The 17,458-nt window shown below is 71.4% G+C and carries 15 protein-coding genes; 12 read left to right on the top strand and 3 right to left on the bottom strand.

The window, feature by feature from the left end:
• Window positions 1-10 precede the first annotated feature (10 nt).
• On the bottom strand, window positions 11-1,546 hold the full coding sequence (murJ, locus tag ACTIF1_RS25435; RefSeq protein WP_439599264.1) for a murein biosynthesis integral membrane protein MurJ: 1,536 nt from the start codon (window positions 1,544-1,546) through the stop codon (window positions 11-13).
• Window positions 1,547-1,643: 97 nt separating this feature from the next.
• Between murJ and ACTIF1_RS25430 the strand changes: the two genes are divergently transcribed.
• From ACTIF1_RS25430 to ACTIF1_RS25420, 3 genes are all read left to right on the top strand, one after another.
• Complete coding sequence (locus ACTIF1_RS25430) at window positions 1,644-1,994, top strand: hypothetical protein (RefSeq protein ID WP_439599263.1); 351 nt, start codon at window positions 1,644-1,646, stop codon at window positions 1,992-1,994.
• A 4-nt stretch (window positions 1,995-1,998) separates the two neighbouring features.
• On the top strand, window positions 1,999-3,459 hold the full coding sequence (locus ACTIF1_RS25425; protein ID WP_439599262.1) for a methyl-accepting chemotaxis protein: 1,461 nt from the start codon (window positions 1,999-2,001) through the stop codon (window positions 3,457-3,459).
• Window positions 3,460-3,567: 108 nt separating this feature from the next.
• Window positions 3,568-4,125, top strand: a complete 558-nt coding sequence (locus tag ACTIF1_RS25420) for a nucleotide exchange factor GrpE (protein WP_439599261.1) — start codon at window positions 3,568-3,570, stop codon at window positions 4,123-4,125.
• Between the two features lie 49 nt (window positions 4,126-4,174).
• Here ACTIF1_RS25420 and ACTIF1_RS25415 read toward each other — a convergent pair whose 3' ends face one another.
• Window positions 4,175-5,455, bottom strand: coding sequence for a DUF3422 family protein (locus tag ACTIF1_RS25415; RefSeq protein ID WP_439599260.1), 1,281 nt, complete (start codon window positions 5,453-5,455; stop codon window positions 4,175-4,177).
• Window positions 5,456-5,748: 293 nt separating this feature from the next.
• On the opposite strand from ACTIF1_RS25415, the gene dnaK reads away from it, so the two are divergent.
• Together dnaK and dnaJ are read left to right on the top strand one after the other, a co-directional pair.
• Entirely contained in the window at window positions 5,749-7,677 is a 1,929-nt protein-coding gene (gene dnaK, locus ACTIF1_RS25410) for a molecular chaperone DnaK (RefSeq protein ID WP_439599259.1), read from the top strand.
• Window positions 7,678-7,778: 101 nt separating this feature from the next.
• Complete coding sequence (dnaJ, locus tag ACTIF1_RS25405; RefSeq protein WP_439599258.1) at window positions 7,779-8,930, top strand: molecular chaperone DnaJ; 1,152 nt, start codon at window positions 7,779-7,781, stop codon at window positions 8,928-8,930.
• 60 nt (window positions 8,931-8,990) lie between these two features.
• On the opposite strand, the gene ACTIF1_RS25400 is transcribed toward dnaJ, so the two are convergent.
• A complete protein-coding gene (locus tag ACTIF1_RS25400; protein WP_439599257.1) occupies window positions 8,991-10,010 on the bottom strand; it encodes a glycosyltransferase family 4 protein in 1,020 nt (339 codons plus the stop codon).
• 272 nt (window positions 10,011-10,282) lie between these two features.
• On the opposite strand from ACTIF1_RS25400, the gene dapB reads away from it, so the two are divergent.
• The 7 genes from dapB to ACTIF1_RS25365 form a co-directional block, all read left to right on the top strand.
• Entirely contained in the window at window positions 10,283-11,056 is a 774-nt protein-coding gene (gene dapB / locus ACTIF1_RS25395; RefSeq protein WP_439599283.1) for a 4-hydroxy-tetrahydrodipicolinate reductase, read from the top strand.
• Between the two features lie 315 nt (window positions 11,057-11,371).
• Window positions 11,372-12,559 (top strand): methionine adenosyltransferase, encoded by a 1,188-nt coding sequence (gene metK, locus ACTIF1_RS25390; protein ID WP_439599256.1) that lies wholly within the window; start codon window positions 11,372-11,374, stop codon window positions 12,557-12,559.
• 94 nt (window positions 12,560-12,653) lie between these two features.
• Window positions 12,654-13,367, top strand: coding sequence for a tRNA (guanine(46)-N(7))-methyltransferase TrmB (gene trmB, locus ACTIF1_RS25385; RefSeq protein ID WP_439599255.1), 714 nt, complete (start codon window positions 12,654-12,656; stop codon window positions 13,365-13,367).
• A gap of 187 nt (window positions 13,368-13,554) precedes the next feature.
• Window positions 13,555-14,208, top strand: a complete 654-nt coding sequence (gene rimP / locus ACTIF1_RS25380; RefSeq protein WP_439599254.1) for a ribosome maturation factor RimP — start codon at window positions 13,555-13,557, stop codon at window positions 14,206-14,208.
• 10 nt (window positions 14,209-14,218) lie between these two features.
• On the top strand, window positions 14,219-15,874 hold the full coding sequence (gene nusA, locus ACTIF1_RS25375; protein ID WP_439599282.1) for a transcription termination factor NusA: 1,656 nt from the start codon (window positions 14,219-14,221) through the stop codon (window positions 15,872-15,874).
• Complete coding sequence (locus ACTIF1_RS25370) at window positions 15,843-16,577, top strand: RNA-binding protein (RefSeq protein ID WP_439599253.1); 735 nt, start codon at window positions 15,843-15,845, stop codon at window positions 16,575-16,577. The genes nusA and ACTIF1_RS25370 overlap by 32 nt, the downstream gene beginning before the upstream one ends.
• Before the next feature lie 181 nt (window positions 16,578-16,758).
• Window positions 16,759-17,458 (top strand): translation initiation factor IF-2 associated domain-containing protein (locus ACTIF1_RS25365; protein ID WP_439599252.1); only part of this gene is annotated, 700 nt, incomplete at its 3' end.

Raw genomic sequence — 17,458 nt, 5'->3', positions numbered from 1 at the left:
AAACGGTCACTTAGCTCGACCGCCGCCGCAGCAGCCGCGCCGCCTCCCGCAGATCCAGGCCGCGCAGCGCCTGCGCGGTGCCGAAATAGGTGACCAGCCCGGCCAGGATCAGCGCCGCCAGCCCGGCAAAGCGCGCCAGGCTGCCCTCCAGCGGAAACAGCACCGCCTCCAGCGCCAGCAGCACCCCCGCCATCACCGCGGCGGCGGCCAGCAGCCGCGGCGCGCGGCGGCGCAGCCGGCGGTCCAGCAGCAGCTGGCGCCGCCGGGTCAGCAGCCAGCTCAGCACCGCCACATTCACCCAGGCGGCAATGGAGGTGGCCAGCGCGATGCCGACATGCGCCAGGTGGGGAATCAGCGCCAGGTTCAGCACCAGGTTCAGCGCCACGATCCCGAGGCCCACCTTCACCGGCGTCGCCGTATCGCCGCGGGCGAAAAAGCCCGGGGTCAGCGCCTTCACCAGCACGAAGGCCGGCAGCCCCACCGCGCCCGCCACCAGCGCAGCGGCCGTGGCGGCGGCGGCCTGGGCATCGAAAAGTCCCCGCTGGAACAGCGCGGAGATGATCGGGCCGGCCGTCACCGCCATGGCCAGCGCCGCCGGCAGGGCGAAGGCGAGCGACAGCTCGATGGCGCGGTTCTGGCTGCGATGCGCCTCCAGTTTTCGGCCCGTGCGCAGCTGCCGCGCCAGCAGCGGCAGCAGCGCCGTGCCCACCGCGGCGCCAATGACGCCCAGCGGCAGCTGCGCCACCCGGTCGGCATAGTACAGGTAGCTGACCGCCCCCGCCGGCAGCAGCGAGGCCAGCACCACGTCGATGGCGAGGTTCAGCTGCGTGACGCCGGCGCCGAACAGGCCTGGCACCATCCGCCGCAGCACCGCCCGCACATCCGTCGTCATGCGGGGGATAGAAAGCGGGTTGATCACCATCCCCGCCGCCCGCACCGCCACCAGCAACAGGCCAAGCTGCGCGATGCCGGAGGCCATGACGCCCCAGGCCAGCGCATGGCCCGGCGTCGCCACATAGGGCGTCAGCCCCAGCAGCGCCGCCATGGACACCAGGTTGAACAGCACCGGCGTCGCCGCCGCCGCGCCGAACCGGTTCATGCCGTTCAGCACGCCGGAGACCAGCGCCGCCAGGCAGATGAACAGAAGATAGGGGAAGGTGATGCGCGTCAGCTCGATGGCCAGCGCCAGCCTTTCGCCGGAAAACCCCGGCGCCAGCACGAAGAGCAGCTGCGGCATGAAGACCATGCCCAAAATCACCAGGCAGGCCAGCCAGATCGACATCAGCCCGGCCAGCGAATTGGCCAGGGCCCGCGCCTTGGCCGGCCCATCCAGCGCGAAGCTGCCGGCGAAGGCGGGCACGAAGGCGGCATTGAAGGCCCCCTCCCCGAACAGGCGCCGGAACAGGTTCGGCAATTTCAGCGCGATGAAGAAGGCATCCGCCACCGGGCCGGCGCCGAGACGCGAGGCGATCAGCATGTCCCGGGCGAAGCCGAGCAGCCGGCTCGCCATGGTCCAGCCGCCGACGGTGAAGACGCTGCGTAGCATCGGGCCTGTGTAGGCCGGAACCGGAGCTGAGGGAATCGCGGCCCAGGAAACGCGCGGCGGTTAAGCCATTCTTCGCCTCCATGCGGCAGTCTGCGGCATGGCAAGGCACGGCATCGCAGCATCTGGCAGGCTTTCGGTCCTGCCGCTGCTGCTGCTGGGGCTCGCCACGGCCGGCCTGGGCCTGGCCCAGGCGCAACCCCGTCCCGGTCAGCCGCTGGCGCTGATCTTCCCACCGGGTATGACCGAAGGCGCCGCGCTGCTGCGCCTGCTGGCGGAGCCCGGCTGGGATCCGGTCTCGATCGGCCGGGTCGGGCCCTTCGCGCTGGTCCTCGTGGCTCCCACCCGGGCGGATCCCCCGCCGGTCGCCACCGGCGCCTGGCTGGTCCTGCCCGCCATCGGCCGCCCCGCCTGCGCGGGGTCTGACGTGCCTGTCTCACCAGGAAGGTAAGCCGATGAATCTCGAAGCCATCCGCCGCGGCAGCGGCGTGATCCTGCTCGCCTTGCTGGGCAGCCTGGCGGCCCTCGCCGCGCCGGTGGCCTGGCTGTCCGGCGGTGGATCGCCGGAGATCTGGGGCGGCGGCGGCCTCGCCGTCCTCGTGGCCCTGGCGGCCCTGGGCACCGCGCTGCGCAACCCGGGCGGACCGCTTGCGCGGCAGATGATCGCCGTCGCGCTGATGGTGCAGGTCTCGGTCTTCGTCTGGGTGGCGCCGCCCGGGCTGCGGACCGACATGCACATGGCCTATTTCGCCGCGCTGGCGATGCTGGCGGGTCTGGTCGACCGCCGCGCGATCCTGCTGGGCACGCTGACGGTCGCGCTGCACCACACCGCGCTGAACGAGCTGGCTCCGATGGTGGTCTTCGGCGGCGAGGGCACGCTCGGCCGGGTCGCGCTGCATGCCGGCGTCCTGGTGGCGGAAGCGGCGGCGCTGCTGGCGCTGCTGACCCATCTGGAACGCGCCGCCGCGGCCGCGGCCGAGGCCATGGCCGAAGTCGAGGCCCGGCGGCGGCGGGAGGATCTGGAACGCGAGGACCAGGCGGCGCAGGACGCGGCCCTCGCCCGGCAGGCCAGGGCCGGCCGCGCCGCCGTGGCCGCCAGCATGGAGGCCGAGATCGGCGGCTGCAGCGAACAGCTGACCCGCGCCGCACAGGACCTCGGCGGTGCCGCGGATAGCCTGGCACGGGCCACCCGCAGCGGAACGACGGCCGCGCAGGCCGCGGCCTCGGCAACCTCCGAGGCCGCGATGGATGTGCAGACGGTCGCCTCCGCGGCGGAGGAACTGGCCACCTCGGTGCAGGAAGTCACCCGGCAGGTGGCCAGCGCGGCGAGCGTCGCCCGCAATGCGGCGGACCGCGCCCGCAGCACGGATGCGATCGTCGCCGGCCTCTCCGAAGGCGCCGGCAGGATCCATGAGGTGGTGCGCCTGATCGGCGCCATCGCCGGCCAGACCAACCTGCTGGCGCTGAACGCCACCATCGAGGCGGCCCGCGCCGGCGATGCCGGCAAGGGCTTCGCCGTGGTGGCCGGGGAGGTGAAGGCCCTGGCCGCCCAGACCGCCAGCGCCACCGCCGAGATCGGCCGCCAGGCCGGCAGCATCGAGGCGGCGACGGAAGAGGCGGTGCAGGCCATCCGCGGCATCGTCGCCGTGGTGGCCGAGCTGGAACAGCTGTCCTCCGCCATGGCCCTGGCGGTCGAACAACAGGGCAGCGCCACCCAGGACATCGCCCGCACCGCGCAACGCGTGGCCGGCAGCACCGGCCGGGCCTCCGGCGCCGCCAGTGCCGCGGAAAGCGCCATCGGCGCCGCCGCCCAGGCGGTCGAACAACTGGAAGCCACGGCCCGAACCCTCGATTCCAACGCCGGCTCCCTGCGCAGCGCCCTGCAGGCCACCGTCGCGGAACTGCGGGCGGCCTGACGGCCTGCAGGCGCGGGCAGGGCTTCAAGTCCTTGCCCCGCCGGGACGGGACGCTTACGTGGAGCCGCGAAACGCCGCCCCCACTCCGCGAGTCAGAAAACCCTCCTCATGAGCGATACCCAGGACACGCCGACCCCGGCTGAGACCACCGCGACCACGCCCGATCCGGCCACCCCCGAAACCCCGCAGACCGAGGCGGAACGCATCGCCGCCCTCGAAGCCGAACTCGGCCAGATGCGCGACAAATGGCTGCGCGCGGAAGCCGACATGCAGAACCTGCGCGCCCGCACCAAGCGCGAGATCGAGGACGCGCGCCTCTACGCCGTGCAGAAATTCGCGCGCGACGTGGTGGAAACGGCGGAAAACCTGCGCCGCGGCCTGGACAGCCTGCCCCCCGCCACCGAGGACGAACCGGAAATCCTCGGCAAGCTGCGCGGCGGCTTCGAAGGCGTGGAACGCGCCTTCGTGACCATGCTGGAACGCCACGGCATCGCCCGCCTCGACGCCCAGGGCAAGGCCTTCGACCCGGAACTGCACCAGGCCATGGCCGAACAACCGGCCCCCGAAGGCACCGAGCCCGGCACCATCATCCAGGCCTGGACCCCCGCCTGGACCCTGCACGGGCGGCTGCTGAAGCCGGCGATGGTGGTGGTGGCGGGGAAGTAGGTCGCGCGGGTGATCGCCGGGGGGCTTTGCCCCCCGTGGATCACCGGCGCTACTTCGCCAGCTTCCGCCGCCGTCGTCGCATGCGCACCCAGACCAGGCCGGCGATGACCGGGACCAGGGTGGCCAGCACGATGTCGAGGCGGATGGGGCCCCAGGGGAGGGGTTTCAGGGCGTAGCTGGCCAGCGACAGCACGTAGTAGCTGATGCCGGCGACGGAGAGGCCTTCCACGGTTTCCTGCAGGCGCAGCTGGGCGCGGCCGGTCTCGGCCATGGCGGCCAGCAGTTTCTGCGTCTGGGCTTCCTGCGCCACGGCGACGCGGGCGCGCAGAAGGTCGACGGCGCGGCCGCAGCGGACGGACAGCGCGGAGATGCGGGCGCCGGTGGCCTGCACGGTGGCGAGTGCGGGGTCGAGGCGGCGTTCCAGGTATTCGGTCAGGGTCGGCAGGCCGTGCAGGCGTTCCTCGCGGAGCACCTGGAGGCGGCGGCCGACGAGCGCGTGGTAGGCGTGGGCGGCGGAGAAGCGGTCCGCGGTGGCATTGGCGATCTGTTCGATACCGGTGGCGAGCTCGGTGAGTTCTTCCAGCGCGGCGCGTTCGGCTTCCAGTTCCGCGAGGCCCGAGAGGCGGGTGGAGAGGGTGGCCAGGCGGTCCGAGGCGCGGGCCAGGTCGCCGGAGGCGGCGCGGGCCGGCGGCAGGGCCAGCAGGGCGAAAAGCCGGTAGGTCTCGATCTCCCACAGCGCCTGGGCCAGGCGGCCGGCGAGTGCCGGGGTCAGCCCATGGTCCTGCAGCAGGATGCGCGTGAAGCCATCGGGGCCGAGCCGGAAATCGGTCCAGGCGGTGGCGGCGCCGCCGGAGAGGCTGGCGCCGGCCAGGCCTTCGGGGGCGAAGCTGCCGGGGGGCGGGGGTTCGTCCTCTCCTGCCGTGGGCAGCACGGCGATATGGGCGGCGACCAGGGTGCGGCCGGGCAGGGCCTCCAGCCAGTCCCGCGGTACGGCGGCGATGGCGGTGAAGGCGAAGGGGTCGTCCGGGTGGTCGGACAGGCCGGGGCGCAGGAAGGTCCAGCCGTCGAATTCGGTATGCCGTTCGTAGCGCAGCCGGAAGGCGCCGAAATCGGCCAGCACGAAATCCGCGCCGGGCGCGGGCGGTGTCACCCCGTAGCGGCGGCAGAGCACGGCGAGATGCGCGACCGCGGCGCCGCGTTCCGTGCCGGTGTCGCCGGCCAGGGCGAGGCGGCTGATCGCCATGGGCGTCTGCAGCGGCAGCGGCGGGCGGGCATGCAGTTCGCCCGTCAGCAGGTCGCGCTGCGGGTGGAGGGGGAGGTGCTGGATCATGTCGTTGCCGCACCTTACGCATGTGCGGGGGCCCAGGAACAGCGGATTGCGCGGGAAAGGCGTGCCGCAATCGCGAGTCTTTCCAAAGGTTACGCCCCCTGCGGGTCTTGTTCCCTGCGCCCTGCCTGAATACATGACGCTGGCGCGGCGATCCGGGGGCTTCCCCCGGTCCGGCCGCAGTACCACCCACCCCGCATCCGTCACGGATCATGGGGGCGGGTGCGGTGCCGAAGGGTTCGGGGTTTTCCGGGCCCATGGGCCGCGCCCGTCCGCCGCACAGGAGATAGACTCGGATGAGCAAGGTCATCGGCATCGACCTCGGCACCACCAATTCCTGCGTCGCCATCATGGAAGGCAAGGACGTCAGGGTCATCGAGAACGCCGAGGGTGCGCGTACCACCCCCTCCATGGTCGCCTTCGCGAAGAATGGCGAGCGCCTCGTCGGCCAGTCCGCCAAGCGCCAGGCGGTCACCAACCCGACCAATACGCTCTATGCCGTCAAGCGCCTGATCGGCCGCCGCTTCGACGACCCGATGGTGAACAAGGACAAGGGCCTGGTGCCCTACTCCATCGTGCGCGCCAGCAATGGCGATGCCTGGGTCGAGGCGGATGGCAAGCAGTATGCGCCGCAGCAGATCAGCGCCAATATCCTCTCCAAGATGAAGGAGACCGCCGAGGCCTATCTCGGCGAGAAGGTCACGCAGGCGGTCATCACCGTCCCGGCCTATTTCAACGACGCCCAGCGCCAGGCGACCAAGGAGGCCGGCGCGATCGCGGGCCTCGAGGTGCTGCGCATCATCAATGAGCCGACCGCGGCCGCGCTCGCCTATGGCATGGACCAGAAGAAGGGCGGCACCATCGCGGTCTACGACCTCGGCGGCGGCACCTTCGACGTCTCGATCCTCGAGATCGGCGACGGCGTCTTCGAGGTGAAGTCCACCAATGGCGACACCTTCCTGGGCGGCGAGGATTTCGATGCCCGCGTCATCGATTACCTGGCGGATGAGTTCAAGAAGGAGCAGGGCATCGACCTGCGCGGCGACAAGCTCGCCCTGCAGCGCCTGAAGGAGGCCGCCGAGAAGGCGAAGATCGAGCTGTCCAGCTCGAAGCAGACCGAGGTGAACCTGCCCTTCATCACCGCCGACGCCTCCGGGCCGAAGCACCTGGTGATGCAGCTCAGCCGCGCGAAGCTGGAAGCGCTGGTCGACGACCTGATCACCAAGACGCTGGAGCCCTGCAAGCAGGCGCTGAAGGATGCGCAGGTCTCGGCCGGCGAGATCGACGAAGTCATTCTCGTCGGCGGCATGACCCGCATGCCCAAGGTCATCGAACTGGTGAAGCAGTTCTTCGGCAAGGAGCCCGCGCGCAACGTCAATCCGGATGAGGTGGTCGCCATCGGCGCCGCCATCCAGGGCGGCGTGCTGAAGGGCGACGTCAAGGACGTGCTGCTGCTGGACGTGACGCCGCTGTCGCTCGGCATCGAGACGCTGGGTGGCGTGTTCACGCGGTTGATCGACCGGAACACGACGATCCCGACCAAGAAGAGCCAGGTCTTCTCGACGGCCGATGACAACCAGTCCGCGGTCACCATCAAGGTGTTCCAGGGCGAGCGCGAGATGGCGGCGGACAACAAGCTGCTTGGCCAGTTCGACCTGACCGGCCTGCCGCCGGCGCCGCGTGGCGTGCCGCAGGTGGAGGTGACCTTCGACATCGATGCGAACGGCATCGTGTCGGTCTCCGCCAAGGACAAGGCGACGGGCAAGGAGCAGCAGGTCCGCATCCAGGCCAAGTCGGGTCTCTCGGATGCCGATATCGAGCGGATGGTGCGCGACGCGGAGGCGAATGCCGAGGCGGACAAGCAGCGCCGCGCGGCCGTAGAAGCGCGGAATGGGCTCGATGCGCTGGTCCACTCGACCGAGAAGACGATCCGGGAGAATGGCGACAAGGTCCCGGCCGCGGAGAAGGCCGAGGTCGAGGCCGCCATCGCCGCCGCCCGCACCGCGATGGAAGGCCAGGATGTCGAGGCCATCAACAAGGCCAACGAGACCCTGTCCCAGGCCGCGATGAAGATGGGCGAGGCGCTCTACAAGGCGCAGGCCGCCCAGGCCGAGGCCGGTGGCGCCGAGGGCGCGCCCGGTGCCGGTCCGGGTGGCAATCCGAACGACAAGGTGGTGGACGCCGAGTTCGAGGAAGTCGACCCGACGAAGAAGAAGCCCTCCTAAATCCGGGCCTTCTTCGGATCCGACTGAGCGGCGCGCCCGGCTTCGCAAGAGGCCGGGCGCTGCCATGTTGACCACGCCGCCCCGCGAGGACCTACGGGACCATGGCCAAGCGCGACTATTACGAAGTCCTGGGCGTCGCCCGGGATGCGAGCGAGGAGGACCTGAAGAAGGCCTACCGCAAGCTCGCCATGCAGCACCACCCGGACCGCAACAAGGGCGATGCCGGGTCCGAGGCGAAGTTCAAGGAGGCCAACGAGGCCTACGACGTGCTGAAGGACGCCGAGAAGCGCGCCGCCTATGACCGCTTCGGCCATGCCGCCTTCGAACAGGGCGGCGGGGGTGGCGGCGGCGCCGGCATGGGCGGCAACCCCTTCGGCGGCGCCTTCGAGGATATCTTCGAGGAGATGTTCGGCGGCCTCGGTCGCGGACGCGGTGGTGGCCGCGCCGCCGCCGGGCGCGGCAACGACCTGCGGCACCAGGTGGAGGTCTCGCTGGAGGAGGCTTTCGCCGGCAGCAAGAAGACCATCCGCGTGCCCTCCTCCGTGGTCTGCGAGGCCTGCAAGGGCTCGGGCAGCGAGGGCACGGCGGCGCAATCGGCCAGCACCTGCCCGACCTGCAACGGCGCCGGCAAGGTGCGGGCGCAGCAGGGCTTCTTCCTGATCGAGCGCACCTGCCCCACCTGCTCCGGCTCCGGCCGCATCATCAAGAACCCCTGCAAGGTCTGTGCAGGCCAGGGCCGCGTGCAGCGCGACCGCACGCTGGCCGTGACCATCCCGGCGGGTGTGGAGGACGGCACGCGCATCCGCCTGTCCGGCGAGGGCGAGGCCGGGCTGCGGGGCGCGCCGGCGGGCGATCTCTATGTGGATGTGGCGGTGCGCCAGCACGCCATCTTCCAGCGCGACGGCGCCAATATTTTCGTCCGGGTCCCGCTGCGGATGACGCAGGCGGCGCTGGGCGGCGGTGTCGAGGTGCCCGTCATCGATGGAGGGCGCGCGCGTGTCACCATCCCGGCCGGCACCCAGACCGGCGACCAGTTCCGCCTGCGCGGCAAGGGTTTTTCCGTGCTGCGTTCCGCCGCGCGGGGCGACATGTATGTGCAGGTGGCGGTGGAGACGCCCCAGAACCTCTCGAAGCGGCAGCAGGAACTGCTGGCCGAGTTCGAGGCCGAGAGCGAAAAGACCGGCCGCAGCAATCCGGAGACCGAGGGCTTCTTCGCCAAGGTGAAGGAATTCTGGGACGGTCTGGGCCGTTAATGAGAACGCTCCCTCCCCCGCTTGCGGGGGAGGGTCGGGGTGGGGGCTTTTTCCGCCCCCTCAATCCAGCCCGAGCTGGCCCACAATGGTCAAAAGTTGCCGCGCGGCGCGCTGCAGCGCCACGGGGCCGTGATTCGCAAAGGCATCCTGCCGCGCGGCCTCGCCCATCGCCGCCAGCCGCGGCGGATCGGCCAGCAGGGCCTCCACCTCCGCCTCCAGCGTCTCCGGCGTCACCACCAGCCCGGTCTCGCCATGGCGGATGCCGGGGAAGATGCCGGCATAGGCGACCACCGGCAGGCCGCAGGCCATCCCCTCCACGATCGCGCGCGGCAGCGCGTCGTGCAGCGAGGGATGCACCATGATCCGGGCCCGGTGCAGGAAGTCATAGACCCGCTCCGGCGGGCGCGCGCCGAGGAACTCGACCTTTGGCGGCGCTTCCGCCTGCCGCGCCGCCATCAGGGCGCCGCCGCCCACCAGGCCGATCCGGTGCCGCTGCCCCAGCCCGAAGAGGGCCGCCTGGTTCTTCCGCGCATCGTGGAAGTGGCTGACATTGATGATGGCGAAGCGGGGCGCCGGGCGGGGATCCGGCGGCGTGGCCCGTGTCGCATCGAAGTAGCGCGGCATCAGCAGCGTGCGGCCAGCGGCGTGATGGCGGGGGAATTCGTGCTGCTGCGCCGGATATTCGGCCAGCACCAGCGCCGCGCGGGGCAGCAGCGGGTCCCTGGTATAGCCATCCACCATCAGCAGGATGGGGCAGGGATGCAGCGCATCCGCCACCGCCTGGTGCGCGGCATAGCCCAGCCCTTTGAACAGCAGCAGCTGCGGCCCGAAGTCCCGCACCGCCGCGATCAGCGCCTGGGACACGCGCTGGCGGCGCGGCAGGCCGGGGTCGTCGCTGGGCAGCAGGGTGACGGGCACCTGGCCCTCCAGCGCCTGCAGCTGCTGCGGCGGCTGTCCTTCCTCCAGCCGGAACAGCCGCGCCTCCACCCCGCGTTCGCGCAGCGCGGCCAGCAGGTGCAGCTCCTGCTGCGATCCCTCCAGGCGGCGGTTGGCATGGCTCGCGACAAGGGCCAGACGCATCGGCATTTCTCCTCGGGGGGCTGTGATGCCGCGTCTGGCGGCCGCAGGCCAGGGGGTGGGGCCTGGCGGAATCTTGGTGCCGCGGCTGCAACCCGCGCGGGGAGACGACGTTGCAGTCACGACCGTCGCATCCCCCCTGCGACAGGTCCTGGCAGGCGGCGGCGCGGTCCCCAAGGTCCCTGAACGCGTCGCCGCCCGCCCCCCCCTCGCTTGACCCACGCCCCCTGCTGCGCGCAGCTTCCGCCCTCCGCTGGGGGAGGGTTCGCTGCATGATCCGCATTGGCATCGCCGGCATCGCCGGCCGCATGGGCCGCCTGCTGGTGGAGGAAGTGCGGGCGGCCGGCGCCAGCCTGGCGGGCGGCACGCTGCGCCCCGGCAGCACCGCGCAGCCTGCCCCCGGGACCCTCATCCACCCCGACGCCGCCGCGCTTTTCGCCGCCAGCGACATCGTCATCGACTTCACCCATGCGGAGGAGGCAGTGCCGCATGCGACGCTGGCCGCGCGCAGCGCCACGCCCCTGGTGCTCGGCTCCTCCGGCCTGTCCGCCGCGCAGGCGCAGGCGGTGGCGGAGGCGGCGCGGCTGGTGCCGGTGGTGCATGCGGCGAATTTCGCCCCCGGCGTGAACCTGGTGCTGGCCCTGGCCGAGAAGCTGGCCGCAGCCCTGCCGGCCGAGACCTACGATGCCGAGATCGTCGAGATGCACCATCGCCAGAAGGTGGATGCCCCCTCCGGCACCGCCCTCGCCATGGGCCGCGCGGTGGCGGCCGGGCGGGGCACGACGCTGGAGGCGGCGGGGGTGGAGAGTGGGCGGGATGGCCATGTCGGGGCGCGCCGGACCGGCAGCATCGGCTTCGCCGCGCTGCGCGGCGGGCAGGTGGTGGGCGAGCATACGCTGCTCTTCGCCGCCGCCACCGAGCAGATCGCCATCACCCACCGCAGCTTCGACCGCCGCGCCTATGCCACCGGCGCGGTGCGCGCCGCGCTCTGGCTGCAGGGCCGGCCGCCGGGGCTTTTCTCGATGATGGATGTGCTGGGCATGCGCTGAAGCCGGCGCTTCACGAGCGCGTGGTTCGCGGGGCCGGCGGGGCGCTGCCCCCGGGGCCCGGGGCGCGCGGCGGGGGCGCCATCGCGGGCGGACAGGGGTATCCAGGCGGCCAGCGCAGGCGGCGCTTCAACCCCTGGTGCAGGTGGCGCGCGCCGCTCTTCGCATGGCCGGTTTGTTGCGCCGTCGTGTCGCGTGCGCACAGGCTGCCTTGACCCCGCCACATCGCACTGCAATACGCCGCTGTCCCGGATCCACCGGGCCATCTAGCCAGGCCGGGGCGAACCGGCCCTCCGCGACAAGAGGCCGAACCACGCCATGCGCGACAAGGGCGAATACCTTTTCACGTCCGAGAGCGTCTCCGAAGGCCACCCGGACAAGGTGGCGGACCGCATCTCGGATACCGTGCTCGACGCCTATCTCTCGGCGGACCCCTATTCCCGCGTGGCCTGCGAGACGCTGGTGACCACGAACCGGGTGGTCCTGGCTGGCGAGACCCGTGGCCCGGGCAGCGTCACCCCCGACCTGCTGATGCATCTGACGCGGATGGCGATCCGCGACATCGGCTATGAGCAGGAGGGCTTCCACTGGCAGAATGCCAGCGTGGAATGCCACCTGCACGCCCAGTCCGCGCATATCGCGCAGGGCGTCGATGCCGCCGGCAACAAGGATGAAGGCGCCGGCGACCAGGGCATCATGTTCGGCTATGCCTGCACCGAGACGCCGGAGCTGATGCCGGCGCCGCTGTACTACGCCCACCTGATCCTGCGCCGCATCAGCGAGATGCGCCGCGCCGGTGACGTGGCCGTGGCCGGGCTGCTGCCGGACGCCAAGTCCCAGGTGACGCTGCGCTACATCGACGGCAAGCCGGTGGGCGCGACCAGCATCGTGGTCTCGACCCAGCACGAGGAGCGCCTCGACCAGGCCGAGATCAAGCGGATGATCCGCCCGATCATCGAGAGCAGCCTGCCCAAGGGCTGGATGTGCCCGGACAACGAGCTCTACGTGAACCCGACCGGCACCTTCGTCATCGGCGGCCCCGATGGTGACTGCGGCCTGACCGGGCGCAAGATCATCGTCGACACCTATGGCGGCGCCGCGCCGCATGGCGGCGGTGCCTTCAGCGGCAAGGACCCGACCAAGGTCGACCGTTCCGCCGCCTATGCGGCGCGCTATGTGGCGAAGAACGTCGTGGCCTCCGGCCTCGCCGACAAGTGCACCATCCAGGTGAGCTACGCGATCGGTGTCTCCAAGCCGCTCTCGGTCTATTTCGACCTGCATGGCACGGGCCGCGACGTGGATGAGGTGAAGCTGGCCAAGGTGATGGACGGCCTCGTGAACCTCTCCCCGCGCGGGATCCGGGAGCATCTGCACCTGAACCGCGCCATCTACGCGCCGACCAGCGCCTATGGCCATTTCGGCCGCACGCCGGATGCGGAGAAGGGCACCTTCACCTGGGAGAAGACCGACCTGGCGGATGAGATCCGCCGCGCCTTCAACCGGTAGTTTTCGGCCGGCCCGCGCGGGTGCGTGGGCCGGTCCTGTCTGATTGGGCGGCGGGCGCAGGCCCGTCGCCCCTTTTCGTTTTGAGGCCCCGACCATGACCGCAGACCGCCCCCCACTGGCCGAGGGCGTGCCGGACCGGCTCTATGGCCGCCAGCGCGGCCACAAGCTGCGGCCGCGCCAGCAATTGCTGCTGGACGCCACCCTGCCGCGGCTGCGTTTCCTGCCCGAGATGGCCAAGGACCCCCTGGCCGCCTTCGGCATGCCGGGCGCGAGGCTGTGGCTGGAGGTGGGGTTCGGGGGCGGCGAGCATGCGCGGGAGCAGCATCGGGCGCATCCGGATGTGGCCTATATCGCCTCCGAGGTCTTCGAGAACGGGCTGTGTTCCCTGCTGACCCGGCTGGTGCCGGATGGCGAGGAGGCCACGGGCCCGTTGCCGCCCAGTCTGAAGCTGTGGCCGCAGGATGCGCGCCATCTGCTGGGCCTGCTGCCGGAGGGGGCGCTGGACCGGCTGATGCTGATGTTCCCCGATCCCTGGCCGAAATCGCGCCATTCCAAGCGGCGCTTCGTGCATCCCGAGATGCTGCCGCTGGTCGCCCGTGTGCTGCGACCGGGTGGCGAATGGCGCATCGCCAGCGACGACCCGACCTACCAAGCCTGGGTGACCGAGGTTTTTGCCAACCAGACCCTGTTCACCCCGACCGAGCGGCACGAGGCGGAGCGCCCCGCCGGCTGGCCCGCCACCCGCTACGAGGCGAAGGCCCGTCGCGAAGGCCGCCAGCCCATCTGGTGGATTTTTACCCGCAAATAGATGAGGGGTCCGGGGAGAATACCTTCTCCCCGGCCTTGCTGTGACTCCGCTTGCAGCCGCCCAGGCCCAAGGCTATATGCCCTTTACGAGATCGCTTTCCGACCTGTCCGGGAGGCGGCCCCTAACCGGGCCGCCTTTTTTGTTGGCCGCTCCCCGGCCCCCGGGCTCGTCGGCCTGGAAGGCATCAATGGACGACGACCAACCCCATCACGAGGGCCTCGAGGCCCGCATCGCCACGGCGATCCTGCCGACGCTGGGCCAGCTCGGCTATGAGCTGGTGCGCGTGCAGGTCAGCGGCAAGGAACGGCCGGTGGTGCAGATCATGGCCGATCGCATCGACGAGGCGACCTTCCGGGTCGAGGATTGCGAGATCATCAGCCACGCCGTCGGCGCCGTGCTGGACGTGGAGGATCCGATCCGCAGCGAATGGTCGCTGGAGATCTCCTCCGCCGGCATCGACCGGCCGCTGACCCGCGCCAAGGACTGGAACCGCTATGCCGGCCAGTTGGCGACCGTGGATCTGCAGGTGCCGCAGGACAATCGCCGCCGGCTGCGCGGCATCGCGCTCGGCGCCGATGCGACCGAGGCCCGCATCCGGCTGGAGGATGGCACGGAGGTGGTGGTGCCGCGCGGCAATATCCGCCGTGCCAAGCTGGTGCTGACCGATGCGCTGATCGAACACAGCGCGGCGCTGGCCGCCGTTGCCGATGCCCGCCGCGCGGCGCTCGAGCCGCCGCCCCTCGAATCTGCAGTCGAGGTCGATGATTCCGCTGAAGCGCCGGAGGTGGAGGCCGAAACCCCTCCCGCCCCCCGGCGCCGCTCAACCCCGAAGAGGAACTGACGCCATGGCGATGGATGTCGCGATCGCGCGCCCGGAACTGCTGCTGGTGGCGGATGCCGTCGCCCGCGAGAAGATGATCGAGCGCGACGAGGTGCTCGAGGCGATGGAGCAGGCCATCCAGAAGGCCGGCCGCGCCAAGTACGGCCATGAGAAAGACATCCGGGCCGTCATCGACCGCAAGTCGGGCGAGGTGAAGCTCTCCCGCTGGACCGAGGTGGTGGACGCCGAGCCGGTGGAGAACGAGGCGACGCAGCTCAGCCTGCGGATCGCCCAGAAGATCAAGCCGGGCATCAAGACCGGCGAGTTCATCATCGACCCCCTGCCGCCGATCGATTTCGGCCGCATCGCCGCGCAGACCGCCAAGCAGGTGATCGTGCAGCGGGTGCGGGAGGTCGAGCGCTCCAAGCAGTTCCACGAATACAAGGACCGCGTGGGCGAGATCATCAACGGCGTCGTCAAGCGCACCGAATACGGGAACCTGATGGTCGAGCTCGGCAAGGCCGAGGCCCTGCTGCGCCGCGACGAGACCATCCCGCGCGAGGCTTTTCGGAACGGCGACCGGGTGCGCGCCTATATCTACGACGTGCGCGAGGAGCCGCGCGGGCCGCAGATCTTCCTCAGCCGCACGCATCCGGGCTTCCTGGCCAAGCTGTTCGCGCAGGAGGTGCCGGAAATTTACGACGGCATCATCGAGATCAAGGCGGTGGCCCGTGACCCGGGCTCGCGCGCCAAGATGGCGGTGATCTCGCGCGACAGTTCCATCGACCCCGTCGGCGCCTGCGTCGGCATGCGCGGCTCGCGCGTGCAGGCGGTGGTGCAGGAGCTGCAGGGCGAGAAGATCGACATCATCCCCTGGTCCCCCGACCAGGCCACCTTCATCGTCAACGCCCTGGCGCCGGCCGAGGTCACCAAGGTGGTGCTGGACGACGATGCGCGGCGCGTCGAGGTGGTGGTGCCGGACGACCAGCTCTCGCTGGCCATCGGCCGCCGCGGCCAGAATGTGCGCCTTGCATCTCAGCTCACGCGCTACGATGTGGACATCCTGACGGAGGCCGAGGAATCGGAGCGCCGCCAGGAGGACTTCCGGAAGCGCAGCGGCCTGTTCGTCGAGGGCCTCGACGTGGATGACGTCATCGCCGGGCTTCTGGTGACCGAGGGCTTCGGCTCGATCGAGGACATCATCAACGTCGATGATGAGGAACTCGCCGAGATCGAGGGCTTCGACGAGAATGTCGCCGCCGAGCTGAAGCGTCGCGCCCAGGCCTTCCTCGACAAGCGCGAAGGCGAGCTGGACGAGAAGCGCCGCGAGCTCGGCGTGGAGGATGCGGTCGCCGAGGTGGGCGGCTTCTCCGCGGCCATGATGGTGGCGCTCGGCGAGAAGGGCGTGAAGACGCTGGAGGACCTGGCGGATCTCGCGGGCGATGAGCTCGTGGAAATCCTCGGGACGGATGCGGTGGATGAGGATACGGCGAATGCTGTCATCCTCGCGGCCCGCCAGTCCGCCGGCTGGTTCGGGGACGAGGATGTGGTCGGCGCGCTGGCCGCGCAGAACGGCGAATACGACTATGCCGAGGAGGAGGCGGCCGAGGAGGCTGGCGAGGCCGCGGCCGAGGCCGAGTCGGCGGAGGAAGCCGATGGGGAACAAGACGACGCAGCCCGGACCTGACCTGACGCCCCAGATCCTGCCCGGCGCCCCGGACGGCCTGCCGCCGGGGGCGACGGCGCCGGAGCATGTGCTGGAGGAGGAGGAGCCGGAGACGGGGCCGCTGCGCCGCTGCCTGGTGACGCGGGAATGCCTGCCGAAGGAGGCGATGCTGCGTTTCGTGCTGTCGCCGGACCGGGAAGTGGTCCCCGACCTGAATGCAAGGCTGCCCGGCCGGGGAATGTGGTTGAGCGCCCGGGCCGATGTGATAGAACGTGCCGCGACCCGTGGGGCCTTTGCAAAGGCCGCGCGTGGTTCGGTGCACGTGCCCCCCGACCTTCGCGCGCGGATCGAGACCGGCCTGCATGGGCGGGTCCGCGATCTCATTGGCTTGGCCCGGCGGGCCGGGCAGGCGGTGAGCGGATGGCAGGCAGCCCTGGAGTGGCTGCAGGCGGGGCGCGCGGCGTTGCTGGTCCAGGCTTCGGACGGCAGCGCGGCGGAACGGGCCCGGTTGGTTGGGCTCCGGCAGGTGCCGGCGGTCACCCCGCTGACCGGCGCGGAGCTTGGGGCGCTGTTCGGTCGGGACCGGGCAGTGCATGTTGCGGTGGCGCCGGGCAAACTGGCGCTGGCGATCGCGGCGGAAGCCGCACGGCTCGCGGGTGTCGCCACCGCAGCCGACAGCAAGGGCAGCGCGCCGCTACGGGGGGTTCCTCCGGCGCCGCCCTAGGCGGACCGCCCCCCGGCGGCGACCGGGGACCATCCGGCTGTGGCTGGACGGGGATTGATCGCTGCGCTCCGCGGTTTCGGGGTGTGGTACCGACTTCACCCGCGCTCGCGCGGAAGCACAGGGTGCCGCGTTTACTGCGCGGCTGGACATGACGGACGAAAGATCAGGTTCGGATCGGCGGATGAGCGACCAGAACGACCAGGATGCGGCCAAGGGCCGGCTTTCCCTCCGACCGGGGGGGCGCCTGGAGCTGGGCAAGACGGTGGATGCTGGCAGCGTGCGCCAGTCCTTCAGCCATGGGCGCAGCAAGGTCGTGCAGGTCGAGGTGCTGAAGAAGCGCGTCGCGGCCCCGGCCGCGCCGGCGCAGGCCAAGCCCGGCGTGGCCGGCCCCGCCGCGGCAGGGCCCCGCCCGGCCGGCGGGCCGCCGCGCCCGGCAGGTGCCGGCCCGGCCGGCAAGCCGCCCGCCGCGGCCGGCCGCCCGCTGACGCAGTCGGAGCTCGCCACCCGCCAGCGGGTGCTCGAGGAGCAGCGCCGCGCCGAGGCGCAGCGGCAGCGGGAGGAGCGTGAGCGCCAGGCGCTGCAGGTCCGCTCCGCCGCCGAGGAAGCCGCGCGCCGCGCCGAGGAAGACCGTCGCCGCGCCGAGGATGAGGAGCGCCTGGCCGCCGAGGAGGCGCGTCGCGCCGCCGAGGAAGCCCGCCGCGCCCCGCCGCCGGCTCCGGTCGAGGAAGAGCCGGCCGAGCCGGCCCCCGCGCCGATGCAGGCCGAGGCCCCGGCGCGCGCCGAGCCGCCGGCCCGCGCCGAGCCGTCGGTGCCGCCGCGCCGTGCCGATGCGCCCGCGCCGCGCGCCGCCGAACCGGCGCCGCGTCCGGCCGGCCGCCCCG

The organism is Falsiroseomonas sp., assembly GCF_051860665.1.
Classification (GTDB): Bacteria; Pseudomonadota; Alphaproteobacteria; order Acetobacterales; family Acetobacteraceae; genus Falsiroseomonas.
This window is presented reverse-complemented; position numbering and strand designations above follow the sequence as displayed.